A 19,419-nucleotide genomic window follows, 5' to 3' on the forward strand; every position below is an offset into this window, starting at 1 on the left:
CCTGCACTACATGGAAGAAACCACCACCGCTACAGCACCTCTCATCACCAACGATGCCGTGGTGCTAGGCATTCTCATCGTCATCCTTGCCATTATCTTCAAAACATCATCGAGTGAGCGTACCGTGTTCAAGAAATTCTACTCGGTTGTGCCATCGCTCCTGCTGTGTTACCTCATTCCAAGCTTACTGAACTCACTCAACATCATCTCCGGTGAAACGTCGGGGCTGTACGGAATGGCGTCGCGTTACCTGTTGCCGGCGAGTTTGGTCCTGTTCACCATTAGCCTCGACCTGAAAGAGATCTGGAAGCTGCGCCACAAAGCCGGGCTGATGTTCATCACGGGTACTGTGGGCATTGTTATTGGTGGTCCGCTGGCTATACTTATCGTCTCTACATTTGCGCCTGATATTGTAGGCGGAGCGGGACCTGATGCCGTGTGGCGCGGTCTCTCCACCATTGCAGGCAGCTGGATTGGTGGTGGCGCCAACCAACTGGCCATGTACGAAATTTTCCAGCCCAACCCGAACCTGTTCTCTGCCGTGATTGCGGTGGACGTGATCGTGGCTAACATCTGGATGGCCGTGCTGTTGTACGGTGCAGGCAGGTCCGAAAAGATAGACGCTTTCTTTAAAGCCGACAGCTCGGCTGTGAATGACCTGAAAAACAAAATCGAGAAGTACCGCCAGAGCATCATGAAAATACCGACGCTGCCAGACATTATGCTCATCGCAGGTGTTGGTTTTGGTATCACCGGTATAGCTCACTTCTTTGCTGATATCATCGCGCCCTGGATCGAGGCGAATGCGCCGGAACTGGCTCGTTTCAGCCTTACCTCCGGCTTCTTCTGGCTGGTAGTGCTGGCGACCACCTTCGGCATGCTCCTGTCTACCACCAAGGCCCGAAACCTGGAGGGTGCGGGTGCTTCCCGTATCGCCAGTATTTTCCTCTACATCCTGGTAGCTACCATTGGCATGCAGATGGACGTGACCGCCATCGTGAGTCAGCCGGGCCTGTTCCTGGTGGGTATCATCTGGATCTCGATGCACATGCTGCTGCTCTTTGTTGTGGGTAAACTGATTAAAGCCCCGTTCTTTTTCCTGGCAGTGGGCAGTCAGGCCAACGTAGGCGGGGCAGCCTCAGCGCCAATTGTGGCGGCTGCTTTTCACCCGGCACTGGCACCGGTAGGGGTGCTGCTGTCGATACTGGGTTATGCGGTGGGTACCTATGGCGCTTATATCTCCGCCATACTCATGCAGCTGGTGGCGCCCCAGTAACGAATTATTATAGAAAGATAAATGTTTAGTGAATAATGTTGTCATCAGGCTCACGGGCTGACAGTCGATTAAAAACCAATATCATGATCAAAAAGAACCCATTTGTGCTGTTGCTTATACTGGTGCTTGCATCCTGTACCGGCACACAAAGCACTTCCTCTGACACCACTACTGCGTCTAAAATAGAGGCTGCAGTTTCCCCGGCTAAAACGCATATCGATGCCGTGCGGCAACAGTTTGCACCCGACAAGCGGGTTGCGCTGTTTGATGTGGAGCCCAAGGGCACTATACTTCGGGGCGAAACAAACATGCCTGAGGCCAAAGCAGCTTTGCTGAAGCGTTTGCAGGCAGCCGATGTGACGTTCGTAGACAGCATACAGGTGCTGCCGGAAGCAGAGCTGGAAGGAAAGAACCAGGCCATCGTAACCATTTCAGTTGCTAACCTGCGCTCGCAGCCAAAGCACTCTGCCGAACTAGCAACACAGGCTACCATGGGTACTCCGCTCAAAGTGTGGAAGAAGCAAAACGGCTGGTACCTGGTGCAAACGCCAGACCACTACCTGGCCTGGGTTGACTACGGCGGTGTGGCCCTGATGGACCAGACAGCTTTCAACAACTGGCAGCAGGGCAAAAAGCTGATCTATACCAATACCTATGGCTTTGCGCATGCTGCGGCAGACAAAAATGCCTCAAGTGTATCGGATATGGTATACGGTGATGTGGTGGTACTCAAGAACAAGACAAAGGACTTTTATGAAGTAGCTTTCCCGGACGGTCGCACTGGTTTTGTTGCCGCTGCCGAAGCCATAGATTTCAAGGAGTGGGTAGCGACCCGCAAACCAACCGAAGAGAATCTGGTAGCCTCCAGCAAAGAAATGCTGGGGATGCCATACCTGTGGGGCGGAACTTCTGTGAAAGGAATGGACTGCAGCGGTTTTACCAAAACCATTTTCTTTATGAACGGGCTGGTATTGCCACGCGATGCTTCGCAGCAGGTGCATATTGGCGAGCTGGTTAACACGGACAAAGGGTGGGGTGATATGCGTCCGGGTGATCTGTTGTTTTTTGGTGTGCCAGCTAAAGACGGCAAGCCGGAGCGTGTGGTGCACGTGGGTATGTGGATTGGCGGTAACCAGGAGTTTATACATTCTGCTGGCCGCGTACGCATCAACAGCATGAACCCATCTGCCGAAAACCACGATGCTTCTGAACTGGCCCGCTTCCTGCGTGCCAAACGCGTATCGCCGGAAGCTACTCTTGTAGATCTGCGCGAAAAGCCACTCTACGAGTAAGCTATAGAGAAGGTACAGCATTGATTGAAATGAAAGGCAGTGGCGAAAGCTACTGCCTTTTTTATTATTTCAATCTGAATGAGAAATCCGGAATCCTTATACTGACCGCATTATACCATTTCCTTCTCACGCACTTTTGTATCAAGCAATTGTAAATTCCTAGGTCGCTAGTTCTGTGTCTTTTAGAACATATGGCAGGAGGCCATAGGATTATAGATTTATTATTTTCTAAAACAATAATTCCTGGATTAGGTAAAAAATAATGAATTGAAAATTACTTTTATAAAAAATTAGCAGAAGTAATTTGATTTTATACCGCTTATTGCCGTACTTTATATTATTAGAAGAAAACTGATCGCATGAGCGCATTTCTGGCATTGGAAGAAGGGTATCTGGAAAAGCTCAACCACGTGGAGCGAAAGAAGCACCTTCAGAAGATTAAGATTGTGAGGCACTTGTATGTAAAAGGTGCTCGCTCTAATGCTGATATTTGCAACCGCTTCAATATCAGTTCTCCTACTTCCATGGCCTTGCTCAACGAACTGATGACCGAGGGACTGGTGGAGAAGCAGGGTCGTGGCGAATCAGTCGGAGGCCGCAAGCCGGAGCTGTACGGACTGCGCAACAACTCCCTTTTCGTGCTGAGCATCGAAATGGAAAAGTTCAGCACCCGCATGGCGATTTTTGATGGCACGAACAACAACATCACTGGCACCCATACCTTTCCAATAAGTCTTTCCAAAGACCTTAGCGCAATCGAGGAGCTATACCTACACGCCAGCAGTTTAGTGCTTTCGGCAGGTATAGATGCTGACAAACTGATGGGCATTGGCCTGAGTATGCCAGGCCTTGTTTCGTCCCGCGAAGGCAATAGCTATACCTATCTGCTGACGGGCCAGGACGAAACACCGCTGCAGGACTTGCTGGCCCTCAGGTTCAGTAAGCCGGTTTACATTCAGAACGACGTGAAGAGCATCACCCTGGCCGAATACCGTTTTGGAGCGGCGCAGGGCAAACGCGATGTGCTGGTACTCACGCTGGACTGGGGTATCGGTCTGGGAGTTATTATGGATGGAAAGTTACGTGCCGGCACCTCGGGATTTGCGGGTGAGTTCGGGCACATTCCTTTTATAGAAAATGGCGTGCTGTGCCATTGCGGCAAGCGCGGCTGTCTGGAAACCGTAGCTTCGGGAAGTGCATTGGCCCGCATGGCCCGCGAAGGACTGCAGGCCGGTCAGGATACTTTACTAAAAGCGCTGGCAGGGCCGGAAACTGAGAAAATAGAGCCGCAGACTATCATTCAGGCTGCACACGAAGGTGACCAGTACGCCATCAATATGCTCGCCGAAACAGGCCGGAATCTGGGCAAAGGTATAGCCATGCTTATCCAGCTGTATAATCCGGAGCTGATCATTATTGGCGGTAAAATGGCAGAAGCCAGGCAATACCTCACCACCCCGATACAGCAATCGATCAACACGTACTGTATGACGCAGCTGCGTGAGCAGACTGAAATCGTGCTTTCCAGGCTGGGAGCGCAGGCAGGTATACTGGGGCCGGTGGCTACGGTAATGGAGCGCATTTTTGAGCACCGCATCGAATCAACGAAATAACAGAACAACGAAACACAACATCACATTATAGCACAAAGAAAATGGCACGATTAAATCTTCTGGAAGAAACCCGTTTTGAAAAGCTTCCGGTTACCGTTTACTCCGATGAACATGTCGCCTCAGTGAAAGTGGCACAGCGTATAGCGGAGCTGATCAGGTATAAACAAGGACGCAATGAAAAAGCTGTGCTCGGTCTGGCTACGGGTGCCACACCCATAAAGGTATATGCCGAACTGGTGCGCCTGCATCGCGAAGAAGGACTTAGCTTCCGCAATGTGATCACCTTCAACCTGGACGAGTACTACCCGATGCAGCCGACTGCGGTGCAGAGCTATGTCACGTTCATGAACGAGAACCTGTTCGACCTCATCGATATCAACAAAAACAATGTGCATATACCTGATGGCACCCTGCCGCAGGAAAGAATACACGACTACTGCCTGGAATACGAGCGCAAGATTGAAGCCGTAGGCGGCCTGGATCTGCAGCTGCTGGGCATTGGTCGTACAGGTCACATCGGTTTCAACGAGCCGGGTTCTGCGCCAAACTCCGGTACACGCCTGGTTACGCTCGATGACCTGACTCGCCGTGATGCTTCCCGTGACTTTGGTGGTAAGGAAAATGTGCCGCGCAAAGCCATCACAATGGGCATTGGTACCATATTCAAAGCCCGCGAAATTATTCTGATGGCCTGGAGTGGTAAGAAAGCGCCGATCATTAAGAAAGCAGTGGAAGGCGAAATGTCGAGTGATGTTCCGGCTACGTACCTGCAACTGTCAGACAATGTGGAGTTTGTGCTGGACATGGATGCCGCTTCGGACTTGACCCGCTTCAACACGCCATGGTTGGTAAAAGATTGCCCATGGGATGATGCGCAGATCAAGAAAGCGGTTATCTGGCTGTCGCAGACGATGAAGAAGCCGATCCTGAAGCTGACCGAGGAAGACTACAACAACAACGGTATGGCCCAATTGATCACCGAAAAGGGTACAGCCTACGAAATCAACATTGACATCTTCAACAAACTGCAAAGCACCATTACCGGCTGGCCGGGTGGTAAGCCCAACGCCGACGACAAGCGCCGTCCGGAGCGTGCCGAACCGGCCCACAAGCGCGTGGTGATCTTCTCGCCACACCCGGACGATGATGTGATCTCGATGGGGGGTACGTTCATCCGACTAGTGGATCAGGGGCACGATGTGCATGTGGCCTACCAGACTTCCGGCAACACAGCTGTGTGGGACGATGACGTGCTGCGCTACATGGAGTTTGCCATTGACTTTAATAAGAGCATCGGGCAGGAGACGAATCACCTGGAAAATATCTACGACGACATGCGTGGCTTCCTGGAGAACAAGCAGCCAAACCAGCTCGATACACAGGAAATCCGCGATGTGAAAGGCTTTATCCGCAAGAGTGAAGCCATTGCCGGTGCCCGCTATGCTGGTCTCGACGATAATCACATTCACTTTATGGCGCTGCCATTCTACGAAACAGGCAAGACGGTGAAGAAGCCGGTGACTGATATTGACGTGGAACTGACCATCGAACTACTGCAGCAAGTGAAGCCGCATCAGGTGTTTGCCGCCGGCGACTTTGCCGACCCGCACGGCACGCACATCGTTTGCTTCAACATTGTGTTGGCTGCCCTTACCCATCTGCGCGAAACCGAGGAGTGGGCCAAAGACTGCTGGCTGTGGATGTACCGTGGTGCCTGGCACGAATTTGCTACGCACGAGATCGAAATGGCTGTGCCGTTGTCGCCGCAGGAAGTGGAACGCAAGCGCAATGCCATCTTTAAGCACCAGTCACAGAAGGACTATCCGGTATTCCCGGGCGACGATGCGCGCGAGTTCTGGGTGCGTGCCGAAGAGCGCAACCGCGAAACCGCCAAGAACTACGATGACCTGGGCCTGGCCAATTACGAGGCCATGGAAGCTTTCGTGAAATGGAAATTCTAGATTAAACAATGACAGCTGAAACGAAGCAAATTGCTTAGCTTTGTTTCAGCTGTTTTTTTATTTGTCGGGTTTGTAAAATTGACCCTGATTTAACCAAATGCAGGGCTTGTTACAATTTGTTTTGTCATCCTGTAAGGATCTTGTTAAAAAACAGCATAGGCTGAACTTCTTAGGTATAAGCCTTTTTTGTCAACCAAGCAGCACCGTTTTCAAGCATTACCAACACCATCAAAACACGCATTTCTGATATGACTTTCAGAAAAAATATTCTTACCCTTTTGCTCTCGATTTTCTGCACGGCAGGTATAGCTACGCTTTCGCAGGCGCAGGTAAAGCCTGAATCGTTGTCGCTGATACCGCAGCCCGTGAAACTGACCACCCAAAAGGGTGGCTTCCTGGTTCAGCCCTCCACTAAGGTATATGTGGACCCTAAAAATGATGATCTGCTACGTGTAGGCGAGTTTTTGGCCCAGCACATAGAAGGGGCAACCGGTCACAAGCCGGAGGTGATTCAGAAGAAGCCGAAGAAAAAAGAGACTAACCTGATCTATCTGACACTGAAGACAGACAACGATACGCTGGGTGCAGAAGGCTATACCCTGGATGTAAAGCAAGGTCACATTACACTGGCTGCGAAAGAAACACACGGTATATTCCTGGGTATACAAACCATGCGCCAGTTGCTGCCTGCCCAAAAAACATCAGAATCGGCGCTTATACCTGCGCTTCAGATCGTGGACAAACCCCGCTATATCTGGCGTGGCATGCACCTGGATGTGACCCGCCACTTCTTCCCGGTGGAGTTCGTGAAGCAGTACATCGATTACCTGGCGATGCACAAGCTAAACAGCTTCCACTGGCACCTGACAGATGACCAGGGCTGGCGTATCGAGATCAAAAAGTACCCGAAACTGACCGAAGTAGGCGCCTGGCGCGACAGCACCCTGATCGGCCACTACTGGGACCTGCCACAGACTTACCGCAAGCGTCGTCATGGTGGCTACTATACCCAGGAGCAAATCAAAGAAGTCGTGAAGTATGCACAGGACCGCTTCATTAACGTGGTGCCGGAGATTGAAATGCCGGGCCATGCACTGGCTGCGCTGGCTGCTTATCCGGAACTTTCTTGTACCGGAGGACCACATAAAGTAGAATCGAAGTGGGGCATTTTTCCTGATATTTTCTGTGCCGGCAACGAGCAGACGTTTACCTTTCTGGAAAATGTACTGACCGAGGTGATGGAGCTTTTTCCGAGTAAAGTTATTCATGTAGGTGGCGACGAAGCCCCGAAAACCCGCTGGAAGGTATGTCCGAAATGTCAGAAACGCATTGCCGACGAAGGCCTGAAAGATGAACACGAGCTGCAGAGCTATTTTGTGCAGCGCATGGAGAAATTCGCGAACAAGAACGGCCGCATTATCATCGGCTGGGACGAGATTCTGGAAGGGGGGCTGGCACCGAATGCCTATGTGATGTCCTGGCGCGGTACCAAGGGAGGTATAGCCGCAGCCAAAGAAAAGCACTATGTGGTGATGTCGCCGGGCACGCCCCTGTACTTTGACTATTACCAGGGCGAGCGAGATCTCGAACCGACCACCATACACGGGTATAACCCGCTCTCCAAGGTATACGCCTACGATCCGACGCCAAGCGAACTGTCAGCCGAAGAGAAAAAGTACATCCTGGGTGCGCAAGCTAACATGTGGACCGAATACGTTTCTACTGAAGGGCACCTAGAGTATATGGTGTTCCCGCGCATATCTGCCCTAAGTGAAGTATTGTGGACACCTGCCAAGCTGAAAGACTGGAAAAGCTTCCAGAACCGCATGACGGAGCAGTACAAGCGCTATGATGCGTTGGGTGTTAACTATGCCCGCAGCGCTTTCAATGTGATACAGCAACTGCAGGTAGACACGGCCAGCAATAGAGCCAACGTGACTTTTGAGACCGATGCGGCAGATGTTACCATCCACTATACTTTAGACGGATCTGAGCCAAATACGAGATCGCAGGTATACAAAGGACCGTTCTCGCTCAACAAAACAGCCACTATCAAAGCCGGTTCTTTTGTAGACGGCAAGCTGGTTGGCAAGGTAAGCACCCGCACTTTCGAGGCGCACAAAGCCCTGAACAAGAATATAACACTTACCACTCCCGCTCACCAGAACTTTGCTAGCCAGTCAAAACTAGTAGACGGTCTGAAGGGATCAACCGATCAGTATGATGGCCACTGGGTGGGCTTCCTGGACACAGACGTGGAGGCGATCGTTGATCTTGGGAAGGAGCAGCCGATCAAAAGGATGAGTACCAGCTTTATGCAGAACATTGGCTACCGTATTTTCCTGCCCGTTCAGGTAGAGTATGCGCTGTCCGTGGATGGCATCCGGTATGTGACTGTGGACACGATCGACGACCCCAACCCACTAGGGGCAGAAGGCATTACGACCCACGAAGTTGCTGCCACAATTCCGCTTACCCGCGCCCGCTTCGTGAAAGTGAAGGTTCGCAGTGTAGGAGTGAGCCCTGATAAGTACCCGTCGGTCGGACAGAAAACATGGCTGATGCTGGACGAGATTGTGGTGGAGTAAGCCATCACTCAAATTTTAAGGTTGTAACACCTGATATCCGCGAGATAAATTTTATATTGTACCCTAATCCCCGGCCTAATCACCGGAAAGTTTTGCACCTTATCTATACCTAAACTTAACATGACTAAAGTAGCCCCTTCTACAAACAGCGAAACCGGGCAGGAGAATGCTTCTGGTGGGTACATGCGCTCGATCATCATTATCGGAGCGCTGTTCTTTATCTTCGGCTTCGTTACCTGGCTCAACGCCATCCTGATTCCGTATTTTAAAATTGCTCTGGAACTCAACAACTTCCAGTCGTATCTGGTGGCTTTTGCGTTCTACATTTCCTATTTCGTGATGGCTATACCTTCGGCCTGGGTGCTCAAAGCGACTGGTTTTAAGAAAGGTATGTCGGTTGGTTTGCTGGTGATGGCAGTCGGGGCATTGTTGTTTGTGCCTGCCGCGCTTACCCGTACGCTCGATCTTTTTCTGATCGGTCTTTTCGTGCAGGGAACGGGTCTGGCTGTGCTGCAGACGGCTTCTAATCCGTACATTACCATCCTGGGTCCGCTGGAGAGTGCTGCCAAACGCATCAGCATCATGGGTGTCAGCAACAAAATCGGCGGTGTGTTGGGGTCAATTATTCTGGGTGCCATCGTGCTATCAAATGCCGATGAGGTTGTGGCCAAACTGGAACTAATGAGCGCGGCTGAAAAAGCCATCGAACTGGACACTATGGCATCTAAAGTGATCATGCCATACCTGATTATCATGGGTGCATTGGTAGCACTGGCCGTTGTTATTTATTTTTCATCCTTGCCGGAAGTGGACACTGACCAGGAAGACGAGACTGTGGCTGCGGCCAACGTGAATAAGACAAGCATTCTGCAGTTTCCGCACCTGTTGCTAGGCGCTTTTACCATGTTTGTATATGTGGGCGTTGAAGTAATGGCTGGTGATACGATTGTCAGCTATGGTGCCGCGCAGGGTATACCGTTCACAACGGCCAAGTTCTTTACTTCCTTTACACTGGGAGCCATGGTGCTGGCTTATTTTGTGGGCGTTGCCACCATCCCGAAATATATCCGTCAGGATAAAGCCCTGAAGATATCCGCCATATTAGGCATCGCCTTTACGATTGCTGCTATTATGACGAGTGGTATGGTATCGGTGCTGTTTATTGCCTTGCTGGGTCTTGCCAATGCGCTTATGTGGCCGGCCATTTTCCCGCTGGCTATTGCAGACCTGGGTCGTTTTACCAAGATCGGTTCTTCGCTGATTATCATGGGTATAGCCGGTGGCGCCATTCTGCCACTTATTTACGGTGCCCTGGCCGATTCTATTAATCCACAGCAGGCTTACTGGATCATGGTGCCGTGCTACCTCTTCATCCTGTACTATGCGATGGCCGGGCATAAGATCAGAACCAAGTAAAAATTCCAATAGCTAAAACAGCAACAGGAGCCTCTTGCGGGGCTCCTGTTGCTGTTTTAGAGGGTATGTGAATGGTGTATGGCTACCGCTCAGTAGCCACTTTACAGGTATAGCCCAGGTATAGCGCTTTACTATATAGTATTTGGCAAGGTTGTTGTTTCTGCAGCCACAGGCGCTGTTGCTTCCGGAGTGTCTACAGCCTGCACCGTGTTGTTTTCGCAGGATGAAACTAAGGCAAGGATAAGTAGGGTCAGCAGCAGCACCCCATATAGTCTGTTCAGCATGGCTTCTCCAGTTTATAATGCCAGAAGGTTGGCACCTGGATAATTACGCAGGCAGTGTCAGCTTAGTTGGGGTGCAGCTTCCAAAGCCGCAAAATATTTTTTATAGGACGGAAACCATGGATTTTAAGATTTTAAAATAATTGCACTAAATACGATCGAAAGCATGATTGGGTGTTCAGTTGAATACATACATTTGTGCCTGCTAAAAAGATTCTAATTCTCATAATCATAACATAAACTAAATATGCATCGCCTAAGACTCCTACTTCTTATTGTACTGTCTGTAGCCACCATGGCGTCTTGTACCACCTCCCGCAAGAAAAACAGCAATACCGGCCAAGTCATTATCATTAAAGACAGCAAAGCCGGCGGCGGCCACCACAAAGGGTATAAAAAAGGCTGGACCAAGAACACAAACAATCCGCACCACCCGCGCACTACCAACCCTGGCCATACCAAGCACAAAAATGGAAAGGGAGGCAACACGGTTATTATCGTAAATAACAACAATACCACCGTTAGGCAGGGAGCGCCAAAAGGAAAGCCGGGACATGGTAATCACCACAACGCCGGAAAAGGAAAAGGTGGCCATGGAAAAGGCAAGGGCAATCACGGGAAAGGAAGAGGCGGTAAATAAGCGATCGTCAGACTCTTTATTTTCCTTCAACAGGTATAGGCAGGTCCGGTTTCGGACCTGCTTTTTTTATGTTTCATATTTTTGATTTGGGCCTGTTGATAACAATAACATAGGTTGCATTTCGAAAATTCTACAGGTATAGACAGCCTGTATTGATTGCGGAATAGCCTTTCGTATACCTTTCCCAGACGATGAAAAACTAAAGGCCCTTACACGAACAAATCCTGCTGTATTCGGCTCTGGAAGTAAAGAAAGCTTAAAAAATATGGACGAACCTGTGCGATCGATCAGCCGACCGAAGATGAACCACAAGCAAGTAATGCTAATCTCGGAGTTGGTACCTTTTTAAGTAGTATAAATCAATGTTAAATCTGAACAATTTTGAATTATATAGGTATATAGTTTATACTAGATACTCGATACTAACCTAATAATCAGAATCATATGGCCTTGTTAAGATTTACTCTACTCATTGTTCTGGTAAGCACCCTTGCAACCCTTTCTTCATGCTCCCCTGTGAGCCGCGGCAGCAAAGCTATTGTTGTAGATGATTATAGTAGCATGCGCTATGTCAATGGCAAGCAAGACAGGGTGCACAAAAAGTGGAAGTCAAAATCATCGTATACCCCGAAAAACAACAAAGTAGCGAAACGAAAATCTGCTGACTGGTAGTTCCAAGACATGCAGCTGAGGAAGGGTAGGGTTACTACTTTTGTCTAAAGGTTGCGTATAGGCAGCTATGGAAATGGCAAATACACACTATACCCGCACACCCCGCACCGAAAACCTGAAGTGGGTAGACCGGATAACTCACCTGATGGACAATCAGTTCCGTCTGCCGGGCACCAACTGGCGGTTTGGCCTGGATCCTATTCTCGGGCTTTTTCCGGTGGTGGGCGACCTGGCATCGTTCAGTGTGTCCGCCATGCTGATTCTGACCATGGCCCGCCACGGGGCCAGCGGCAAAATGGTCACCCTGATGTTGCTTAATGTGGCACTGGATGCCCTGTTCGGCAGTATTCCCATTCTCGGCAATATCTTTGACTTCGCCTTTAAAGCCAACGATCGCAATGTGCGCATGCTAAGGGCACATTACGAAGAAGGCAAGTACCAGGGAAGCGGCAAGAAAATCATTGTCGGCGTCATCATCGGGGTTTTCGTAATAGCCATTTTGCTTATTTGGGCGATGTGGGAATTACTGGCCTTTGGCTATCAACTGGTGCAGGGTTGGTTCTAAAGGAGCCTAAATCCTACCAAGTTCCTTCGCTACAGCTACTGCCTTGTGAGCACTGGCTTCCTTGTCTTTTATCTCCAGCATAATATCCATATCAATACCCTCGGTTTCCACCAGGAAATCGTGAAAAGCCTGTTCTGTGATACTTTGCACATGCTTGCCTTTCCGCTCTCCCGGCGATTGGGCGCTGTAGTCTACCATCAGGATACCGTCACGTTCGGGCTGCCAGGTTTGTGCCGCCAGCATCACTGCCTCGGGCATGGGTTCTCCGTTGTTCACACACTCATGATGCAGGTTGTCGAAAATGATAGGCATACCTGTCAGTTCGTGTAGCACGAGGCAGTCGGTTAAGCTGTAGGTACGGTCGTCGTTTTCGACACAGAGGCGGGCCTTCACCGCCTCGGGTAGCATGGTATGGAATACCTCTGCAAACCGATTGAGAGCCGACTCCTTGTCGCCATAGGCACCGCCACCATGTATTTGCAACTTAGCTGTAGAGTCAAGGCCCATCAGGTCGAGAACGCTGCACTGGTATACCAGTTCGGCGATGCTGTTCTGCACCGTTTGGGGGGTAGGGGAGTTGAGGACTACAAACTGATCAGGGTGCATGGAAATACGCAGGTTATGCCGCTTGATGTAATCTCCGAGCCGGCGCAGGGTCAGTTTAAAATGTTCCTGCCAGTTATAAGTATTGATGGGGTGCGATGCGAAAGGTACCAGATCGGACGTGAGCCGGAAAAATTGCAAACCGTGTTCTACGTTAAACTCCAGAATGCGACGCAAACAGCTCAGGTTTTGCTCTACAGTTTGTATAAGTCGCTCTTCCGAATAAGAGGCGAGTCGAAAAGTGCGGGAGGAGGAACAGTCGAGTGTCTGGTTTATGCAGGGATATCCGATCTTCATAAGGTATAGAGGTATGGCTATACCCTAACCTACGCACAAGTGGATTGTTTTGCCGAAGATCAGATTTCAGGAGAGCGTCTTTTAACGCTTTATTTCGTAGCCGGTATTGTCTTTAAAGAGACGGTTGTAATTCTCTTTCTCCTCTATACGTCGCTTGAGTTCCTGGATCATGAGCAGTTGCTGCAGTTTCTGGTTCTGTTTTCCTTCCTTCGAAAACATATCATATAACAGTGAAATGGGGCTAAGCGCAGTAGGGGCCATCGGTGGTGGCGGAGGGCCAGGCTCCAGTTCGGGGCGGTAACCTTTGCGCTTTACATACTCCGGTTCTTCCTTTTTCATGTTGCGCAGCGCCCGCTGTATCAGTTCTTCAGAAGGTCGGCTGGTGATCTCTACCTCCCCTAGCATCACGCTGTCAGGCTGCAGAATAATATTAACGCGGAGTTCTGAAACAGGCAGGTTGCGGGGCAGGTATAGCATGGGCTTGAAACCAACGGCCCGTATCAGTAGCGTGTCGCTTTGGTCAATATCGATCAGGAAACTGCCGTTTTCGTCGGAGATTACACCATAGTTCGTTCCGTATCGGATAACGCCCGCGCCAGGTATAGGAGTGGTTTTGTCGGGCTCGAACACGGTGCCACTCACGCGAATGTTGCGCTGCGCCAGGGCCGGCAATGTGCTTACCAGTAACAGGACAGAAAGAAGCAGTAGTCGCAGCAGGTGTAAGGGCATGTTACAGCAAAGGCCACTTTGGCAGAGGCAAAAGATTAATGTCAATACGCCGGAAAAGGCTAAAAAGTATGCCGCGGCTAAAATAAACAGTAGCAGTGCGGCATGGTGCTAAGTTACTAAAATTTAGCGTAAAACAGGCTTAAATAGCGAAAGCCCATAGCTACGGGCGCTACAGGCTTTCAATAATAGGTATACGATGAGCTAATTTATTAGTTTCTGTTCAGGTTATTCCCAGAATTCGTGTTTGTTCCGGGCTGATTATTATTGGTCCCGGAGTTGTTCATCTGGTTGTTATTATTCATTTGATTCTGATTCTGCATCGTACCAGAGTTATCGAGCTGGTTGGTGCCGTCGTTACTCATACCCCAATAGTTGGCACGTTTCTCCTGATACTGGCGGTACTGTTCCTTCGATAATATAGATTGCAGTTCACGATCGGTCTCTTCCATAATCTGCTCACGTTGCGTGTCCAGATTTGATGCAGCTGTGGTATTGTCCTGTGTGTTTGTGTTCATGTTGCCACGCGTGTCGGTCATCGTGCCGCCATCCTTGTCATAGCGGTCTTTCTCAGTAGTGGCCATATTATCAATGTCTTCTGCTACCTGTCCACCCATACGGTTGGTTTCGTTGTAATTGAACTCCAGCTCGCTCAGGCGACGCTCCCGTTCATACAATACCTGCCGCACCCGGTTTTGGGTAGTGGTGTCGAGGCTCATATCTGTTGCCATCTGGCTGGCTATACGCTCTGAGTTGCTGCGCCACATGGCATCGGAGCCGCTCATATCGGTTGTGGTGCCCATGGCTGTTTCATTGCCTCTGATATTGCTTTGGTTTACGTTTTCGTCCTGGTTAGCATCTGCTGTTTCGTAGGTTTTGCCCCTGTCTTCGGAACAAGATGCAAACAACATGGCACTCATTATAGCTATGGAATAAAATACCTTTTTCATCTCTTAAATACGCTAAATTAAAAATATTAAAACACTGCCTCTTTGATTAAAATAGTATAAAACAAATATGGCTTGTTCTGATGTTTTACGACGATGAAAATGATAGGTTTATGTGGTTTATGCTGTCAGGTTAATGTTTAAGGGGTTTGATGTGCTTTAGGAAGCTTTTAAGTAGCTTTTTAGGACGTTGGAACTACTTCTTACATTTTGTTGAAAGCTTAATGTAGTCGAGCTGGTCAAGTTATTGAATATAATAAAATATATATGAAGGTATAGCTTTAAATACAGAGAGCCATCCTAGTAGATAGCTCTCTGTATTTAAAGCGGGTAGGATAGAATCTCTTAAGCTTTTTTCAACTCAAACACTGTTATCTCAGGCAGGAAACCTACACGACCTGGATAACCGATAAAGCCAAGACCGGTGTTTACGTAAATGTGCTGCTGACCGCGCTTGTAGAGGCCTGCCCACTGCTTGTACACATACTGCACAGGACTCCATTTCAGGCCAGGTATGTTTACTCCAAACTGCATTCCATGGGTATGGCCCGATAGAGTAAGGTCAATATCCGGGTACTTTTGATTGATCTCGCCGTCCCAGTGTGAAGGGTCATGAGAGAGCAGCACCTTAAACGGACTGTTTTCTGAGCCACTGTAAGCTTTGTTCAGGTCGCCATATTTCGGAAAACCCACCCGGTTGCCCCAGTTCTCCACGCCCAGTACGGAGATGTACTCGCCATCTTTTTCGATAAGGCGGTTTTCGTTCAGCAACACATCCCAGCCCATGCTGCGCTGTGTATTTATCAGCGTCTGAAGGTTGCCGGCCTTTTTCTCGGGACTTTCCCAGCTCACGTAGTCGCCGTAGTCGTGGTTGCCGAGCACTGAAAAAACGCCCTGCTTCGCTCTTATTTCTTTCAGGGCATCCACATGCGGTGTCAGTTCTGTGGCGACATTGTTTACGATATCGCCAGTAACAAACACCAGGTCGGCTTCCTGCTTGTTGATCAGGCGCACAGCTTCTTTGAGCGGTTCTGTAGAAGTAAAGCTGCCTGTATGCAAGTCGGAGATCTGGAGCATCCTAAAGCCATCAAAAGCAGCTGGCAGATTCAGTATACGTAGTGTGACACGTTTCACGCGGTAGTCGTAGGCGCCTTTCACCATACCGTAAATAAAAGCGGAAAAAGGCACTGCCGCGACCATAAGGCCCATCTGACTGAGGAATTTACTGCGAGACGGGTCAAAAGTCGTTTCTCCGCTATTCACATTGTTGAATACCACCTTGCCCAGGCGCAGCGTGTCATCCACGAACAGGAAGAGCACCACGACCAGCTTGGAGGCAAAAATGATGAAAAGAGTACTGGCCAGGTATGTTTTGAAAGCATCAGGTGGTGTGCCTCGCGTGAAAGAGGCCAGCGCAAAAGTGCCAGCCGTGATGACAAAAACAGCCCAGTGCACAAAATAAATGATACGCTGGGTGCTGGTTGAAAGGTTTTGGCTGACGGTTTTGATAGCCTGGAAGACGTAAAAGTCCACCAGGAACAGGATGAAAACTACTATTCCGATCGAAAAGTATCGTTGCATGGTATATGGTTGGTGCTGCATCAGAACAGCCGAAGCAGCTTCAGGTTTTAAAAATTGTATGTGACTATAAAAAAGCCGGTCTGGTAGCCGGCGTTTCATGAACTATTTTTAGTCTAAACAGATTCACTTAACAATCTTTTATCTAACAAAATCTGTACCGCAGTGAAACACGAAGCTACGTCTGCACTTTTGGCATACGACACCGCCAACCTCAACATCAAAACCTGGGCCGAAGAAGACCGTCCCGAGAAAAGCTGCTGCTCAAAGGCAAGGCTGCCCTAAGCGACGCCGAGCTGATTGCCATCCTGATCGGCTCTGGCACGCCAAAACTGACCGCTGTGGACGTTGCCAAACTGATACTGGCAGCTGTGGGAAACAACTTGAACGAACTGGCTAAACTAACCGTGAAGGATCTAACTGAAATTAAAGGTATAGGAGAAGCAAAAGCCATTTCGATTGTAAGTGCGCTTGAACTGGGCCGCCGTCGCAAAGAGACCGCTGCTGCTGCCAAAACCCGCATCACCTGCTCCACCGACATTTACAATTACATAAAACTCCAGCTACCGGACCTGCCGCACGAAGAGTTCTGGATAATATTGCTCAACCGCGCTAGCGTGGTGATGAAAAAGGAGAGCATTAGCAGTGATGGAGTGGCCGGCACGGTGGCCGACCCGAAAATGATCTTCACGAAAGCGATTGAACAGTTGGCGAGCTCCATTATCTTGGTGCACAATCACCCGAGTGGTAACACTAAACCCAGCGCCGCCGATATTGCCCTTACCAAGAAAATGAAAGAAGCCGGATCTTTCCTGGATCTGCCAATTCTGGATCACTTCATTTTTACAGATAACGACTATCACAGCTTTGCGGATGAAGGGTTTTTGTGAGTTTGAGAGAATGTTATACCTGTCATTTCTAGTGCAGCGAGAAATTTGAATTTTAAACTCTTTGTCTTAGATTTTTTACTGCTATTCGAAATTTTAGAAAAAGCTAATCTTCCTCTAAAATTTCCTTCACACGCCCAACTTCGCCTGTCTCGAGCCTCACTTTGATGCCGTGCGGGTGATTGAGGGATTTGGTAAGAATAGCTTCCACATACCCTTCTGTGAGGTCGCCGGTGCGCTGGTCTTCTTTGAGCACGATGTTGACGTGGGAGCCGATTTTGATGTTGCTACGTTTGGTGCCGTCCATAAGGTTTAGCGTTTGGTTTGCGGTTTGGAGGTGATGTGGAGGAACTCTTCCTCATCGTTTAGGCTCCAGCGCACAGGAGCCGTGATGTCCTGCTTCACAATTTCTACTTTCTTGATCTGCTCCAGGTTAGCCAGTATCAGGCTAGTGTCTTTTACAAGCTGGTTGTTGATGACTACTCTCAGATTTTGCTGTGCCGCAGGTATACCGTACTGGGTGTAGATATCTTGTAACGTGGACCATTCTGCCGTGGACTTGGCCTTGATGAGAACGGCTCCGTCTCTGGCTTTTTCACCAAATTTATCTGTAGCTTTTTCGTGTTTTAGTACCTCAGCACTTTCAATGTGTTTCGCAGCTATCAGTGCCAGACTAGCCTGCACTACCTGCCTCCCATCGACCTCAATATAAGGCTGAGGTTGCGGCACCATACCTTGCTTTTGTTGCTCTTTTGGGTGAATCAGCTCTTGTTGCGCAAAGGCCTGTAGACTGCACCCTGCGATTAGGAGTAAGAATATAAGTTGTTTCATGGGGTATTTTATGAGTGTAGGTTTCTGCTTTGGGTTAGATTGTTAGTTTCAGTTTATAGCGGGCTCGTGTAGCGGTAAAGCTATCGCAAGCTTTACCGCTACACCTTGTTACCTGCTTTTGTTTTTTTGTTCTTTCGAAAACTCCAGCATGTGTGCCATTTGCTGGTACCATTCAGCGTATGCTCCGTCTGGCTTGAACTTGCTATCAAACTCTTTGAAGTATAGTTCTGCTTGTTCACTTCCTGATACAGCTGCTATTAACAAGCGATTACCCAACTCCATTTTCTCTTCTGTATACTCTGCAGAAGCTTCATTTTGACTCTTCCAATGTGTTGATTTGTATTCTCGTAGCGATTGGTCAATTTGACTTTGGCTATACTTTATCTTTAGATTCAATTCTTTTCTTTGCTGGAGTTTACCACTAGCATAGTAAAAATACTCCGTTAGCCACTTCTCTCTTACCAGCTCTCGATTAATACCTACTGCCAGAATTTATACTTTTTGTAGTTGAAGAATATCCTGCCCCAATAATATTTCATACGCTTCAACTGCACTCCAAAAGTCTATGATACTGTCATTGCCGCATTCTGACAACACAAACTCAGAGTATATCTTTTTCCCATTTTGTGATTCAGAATAGCTGCATAGTAGAAGCTTGCTACCATTTGAAATGATGAAAGCTGTGTCTGGCTCTTGTCCTGCAAAGGTTGAGGCTGCACACTTTTCACATTCATCATTAGGTGCGCTTGTGCTAATTGCTACTTCTTTTTTTGCTTCCTGCCCAACTTCTTTTTGCTGCTTTGAAGCACAACTAGTAAAAAGTAAGAAGAGAAGCAAATACAAGTTCTTCATAATTCTGATTGCAAGTAACTACTGTATAAACGTTACCATGACGCTTATACACCATACACAGAGCTGATTTTCGATCCTACCGCTTAGGCTTCCGGATATTCCACCACGTATTGAAAATCGCCAAAGCCAATCCCGCTCCGATGAAAGCCCAGCCGATGTATTTGTTCTCAAAGAAATGCCCGATACTGATGACAGCACCTGTCACAGCTAATAGCACAGCAATAAATCCGACCAGATTGAATGATTTCATATGCTTTGTTCAGGTCCAAGTATAAGCGATGTTCAGAGTTTGCTTCAGGTAAGTTACATAGAATATCCTAAATGTTCTGTCCTATCTACCGGGTTTCTCCCTAACCCGCAAACACCTCAGCATTCTAAATCCCAAACTCCCCAG

Annotated in this window: 18 protein-coding genes and 1 pseudogene; 9 read left to right on the plus strand and 10 right to left on the minus strand. The window is 48.8% G+C overall.

What is annotated here, in order from left to right; translation table 11 throughout:
* Positions 1 to 10: 10 nt before the first annotated feature.
* The 6 genes from K3G39_RS05430 (at position 11) to K3G39_RS05455 (ending at position 10,146) form a co-directional block, all read left to right on the plus strand.
* On the plus strand, positions 11 to 1,276 hold the full coding sequence (locus K3G39_RS05430; RefSeq protein ID WP_220625168.1) for a DUF819 domain-containing protein: 1,266 nt from the start codon (positions 11 to 13) through the stop codon (positions 1,274 to 1,276).
* Between the two features lie 83 nt (positions 1,277 to 1,359).
* The gene (locus K3G39_RS05435) at positions 1,360 to 2,568 is read left to right on the plus strand and encodes an NlpC/P60 family protein (RefSeq protein ID WP_220625169.1); all 1,209 of its coding nucleotides are present in this window, start codon (positions 1,360 to 1,362) and stop codon (positions 2,566 to 2,568) included.
* A 359-nt stretch (positions 2,569 to 2,927) separates the two neighbouring features.
* Complete coding sequence (locus tag K3G39_RS05440; protein WP_220625170.1) at positions 2,928 to 4,181, plus strand: ROK family protein; 1,254 nt, start codon at positions 2,928 to 2,930, stop codon at positions 4,179 to 4,181.
* The gene (locus K3G39_RS05445) at positions 4,169 to 6,142 is read left to right on the plus strand and encodes a glucosamine-6-phosphate deaminase (protein WP_220625316.1); all 1,974 of its coding nucleotides are present in this window, start codon (positions 4,169 to 4,171) and stop codon (positions 6,140 to 6,142) included. Before K3G39_RS05440 ends, K3G39_RS05445 begins: the two co-directional genes overlap by 13 nt.
* Positions 6,143 to 6,390: 248 nt before the next feature.
* Positions 6,391 to 8,730, plus strand: coding sequence for a beta-N-acetylhexosaminidase (locus tag K3G39_RS05450; protein ID WP_220625171.1), 2,340 nt, complete (start codon positions 6,391 to 6,393; stop codon positions 8,728 to 8,730).
* A 120-nt stretch (positions 8,731 to 8,850) separates the two neighbouring features.
* A complete protein-coding gene (locus tag K3G39_RS05455) occupies positions 8,851 to 10,146 on the plus strand; it encodes a sugar MFS transporter (protein WP_220625172.1) in 1,296 nt (431 codons plus the stop codon).
* A 131-nt stretch (positions 10,147 to 10,277) separates the two neighbouring features.
* Here K3G39_RS05455 and K3G39_RS05460 read toward each other — a convergent pair whose 3' ends face one another.
* Positions 10,278 to 10,430 (minus strand): hypothetical protein, encoded by a 153-nt coding sequence (locus tag K3G39_RS05460; RefSeq protein ID WP_220625173.1) that lies wholly within the window; start codon positions 10,428 to 10,430, stop codon positions 10,278 to 10,280.
* A 244-nt stretch (positions 10,431 to 10,674) separates the two neighbouring features.
* On the opposite strand from K3G39_RS05460, the gene K3G39_RS05465 reads away from it, so the two are divergent.
* The gene (locus K3G39_RS05465; protein ID WP_220625174.1) at positions 10,675 to 11,067 is read left to right on the plus strand and encodes a hypothetical protein; all 393 of its coding nucleotides are present in this window, start codon (positions 10,675 to 10,677) and stop codon (positions 11,065 to 11,067) included.
* Positions 11,068 to 11,812: 745 nt separating this feature from the next.
* Entirely contained in the window at positions 11,813 to 12,304 is a 492-nt protein-coding gene (locus K3G39_RS05470; RefSeq protein WP_255594023.1) for a DUF4112 domain-containing protein, read from the plus strand.
* A 6-nt stretch (positions 12,305 to 12,310) separates the two neighbouring features.
* Here K3G39_RS05470 and uvsE read toward each other — a convergent pair whose 3' ends face one another.
* The 4 genes from uvsE to K3G39_RS05490 all read right to left on the minus strand — a co-directional run bounded on the left by uvsE (position 12,311) and on the right by K3G39_RS05490 (position 16,458).
* A complete protein-coding gene (gene uvsE, locus K3G39_RS05475) occupies positions 12,311 to 13,204 on the minus strand; it encodes a UV DNA damage repair endonuclease UvsE (protein WP_220625176.1) in 894 nt (297 codons plus the stop codon).
* 81 nt (positions 13,205 to 13,285) lie between these two features.
* Positions 13,286 to 13,933 carry a carboxypeptidase-like regulatory domain-containing protein gene (locus K3G39_RS05480; protein WP_220625177.1) on the minus strand — a complete coding sequence of 216 codons (648 nt, stop codon included), beginning with the start codon at positions 13,931 to 13,933 and terminating at the stop codon, positions 13,286 to 13,288.
* A gap of 209 nt (positions 13,934 to 14,142) precedes the next feature.
* Positions 14,143 to 14,880, minus strand: coding sequence for a hypothetical protein (locus tag K3G39_RS05485; RefSeq protein WP_220625178.1), 738 nt, complete (start codon positions 14,878 to 14,880; stop codon positions 14,143 to 14,145).
* Between the two features lie 342 nt (positions 14,881 to 15,222).
* Positions 15,223 to 16,458, minus strand: a complete 1,236-nt coding sequence (locus tag K3G39_RS05490) for a metallophosphoesterase (RefSeq protein WP_220625179.1) — start codon at positions 16,456 to 16,458, stop codon at positions 15,223 to 15,225.
* Between the two features lie 162 nt (positions 16,459 to 16,620).
* Here K3G39_RS05490 and radC point away from each other — a divergent pair.
* Positions 16,621 to 17,345: pseudogene (gene radC / locus K3G39_RS05495) on the plus strand (DNA repair protein RadC).
* Between the two features lie 103 nt (positions 17,346 to 17,448).
* Here the strand turns inward: radC and K3G39_RS05500 are convergent.
* The 5 genes from K3G39_RS05500 to K3G39_RS05520 form a co-directional block, all read right to left on the minus strand.
* A complete protein-coding gene (locus K3G39_RS05500) occupies positions 17,449 to 17,649 on the minus strand; it encodes a YwbE family protein (RefSeq protein ID WP_220625180.1) in 201 nt (66 codons plus the stop codon).
* 5 nt (positions 17,650 to 17,654) lie between these two features.
* Positions 17,655 to 18,173 (minus strand): hypothetical protein, encoded by a 519-nt coding sequence (locus tag K3G39_RS05505; protein WP_220625181.1) that lies wholly within the window; start codon positions 18,171 to 18,173, stop codon positions 17,655 to 17,657.
* 108 nt (positions 18,174 to 18,281) lie between these two features.
* Positions 18,282 to 18,569 carry a hypothetical protein gene (locus K3G39_RS05510; RefSeq protein ID WP_220625182.1) on the minus strand — a complete coding sequence of 96 codons (288 nt, stop codon included), beginning with the start codon at positions 18,567 to 18,569 and terminating at the stop codon, positions 18,282 to 18,284.
* Between the two features lie 96 nt (positions 18,570 to 18,665).
* Complete coding sequence (locus K3G39_RS05515) at positions 18,666 to 19,025, minus strand: hypothetical protein (RefSeq protein ID WP_220625183.1); 360 nt, start codon at positions 19,023 to 19,025, stop codon at positions 18,666 to 18,668.
* Positions 19,026 to 19,101: 76 nt separating this feature from the next.
* Positions 19,102 to 19,275: a hypothetical protein gene (locus K3G39_RS05520; RefSeq protein WP_220625184.1), complete on the minus strand. Its 174-nt coding sequence runs from the start codon at positions 19,273 to 19,275 to the stop codon at positions 19,102 to 19,104.
* Positions 19,276 to 19,419 lie beyond the last annotated feature (144 nt).

Origin of the sequence: Pontibacter sp. HSC-14F20 (assembly GCF_019599265.1) — a bacterium.
GTDB lineage: Bacteria > Bacteroidota > Bacteroidia > Cytophagales > Hymenobacteraceae > Pontibacter.

What these genes read in the sequence shown, in the direction of transcription:
- K3G39_RS05505 (WP_220625181.1), bottom strand. Translation starts at nt 18,173, where the DNA reads ATGAAACAACTTATATTCTTACTCCTAATCGCAGGGTGCAGTCTACAG.
- K3G39_RS05480 (WP_220625177.1), bottom strand. Translation starts at nt 13,933, where the DNA reads ATGCCCTTACACCTGCTGCGACTACTGCTTCTTTCTGTCCTGTTACTG.
- uvsE (WP_220625176.1), bottom strand. Translation starts at nt 13,204, where the DNA reads ATGAAGATCGGATATCCCTGCATAAACCAGACACTCGACTGTTCCTCC.
- K3G39_RS05435 (WP_220625169.1), top strand. Translation starts at nt 1,360, where the DNA reads ATGATCAAAAAGAACCCATTTGTGCTGTTGCTTATACTGGTGCTTGCA.
- K3G39_RS05440 (WP_220625170.1), top strand. Translation starts at nt 2,928, where the DNA reads ATGAGCGCATTTCTGGCATTGGAAGAAGGGTATCTGGAAAAGCTCAAC.
- K3G39_RS05455 (WP_220625172.1), top strand. Translation starts at nt 8,851, where the DNA reads ATGACTAAAGTAGCCCCTTCTACAAACAGCGAAACCGGGCAGGAGAAT.
- K3G39_RS05430 (WP_220625168.1), top strand. Translation starts at nt 11, where the DNA reads ATGGAAGAAACCACCACCGCTACAGCACCTCTCATCACCAACGATGCC.
- K3G39_RS05465 (WP_220625174.1), top strand. Translation starts at nt 10,675, where the DNA reads ATGCATCGCCTAAGACTCCTACTTCTTATTGTACTGTCTGTAGCCACC.
- K3G39_RS05500 (WP_220625180.1), bottom strand. Translation starts at nt 17,649, where the DNA reads ATGGACGGCACCAAACGTAGCAACATCAAAATCGGCTCCCACGTCAAC.
- K3G39_RS05520 (WP_220625184.1), bottom strand. Translation starts at nt 19,275, where the DNA reads ATGAAATCATTCAATCTGGTCGGATTTATTGCTGTGCTATTAGCTGTG.
- K3G39_RS05450 (WP_220625171.1), top strand. Translation starts at nt 6,391, where the DNA reads ATGACTTTCAGAAAAAATATTCTTACCCTTTTGCTCTCGATTTTCTGC.
- K3G39_RS05460 (WP_220625173.1), bottom strand. Translation starts at nt 10,430, where the DNA reads ATGCTGAACAGACTATATGGGGTGCTGCTGCTGACCCTACTTATCCTT.
- K3G39_RS05485 (WP_220625178.1), bottom strand. Translation starts at nt 14,880, where the DNA reads ATGAAAAAGGTATTTTATTCCATAGCTATAATGAGTGCCATGTTGTTT.
- K3G39_RS05470 (WP_255594023.1), top strand. Translation starts at nt 11,813, where the DNA reads ATGGCAAATACACACTATACCCGCACACCCCGCACCGAAAACCTGAAG.
- K3G39_RS05490 (WP_220625179.1), bottom strand. Translation starts at nt 16,458, where the DNA reads ATGCAACGATACTTTTCGATCGGAATAGTAGTTTTCATCCTGTTCCTG.
- K3G39_RS05515 (WP_220625183.1), bottom strand. Translation starts at nt 19,025, where the DNA reads ATGAAGAACTTGTATTTGCTTCTCTTCTTACTTTTTACTAGTTGTGCT.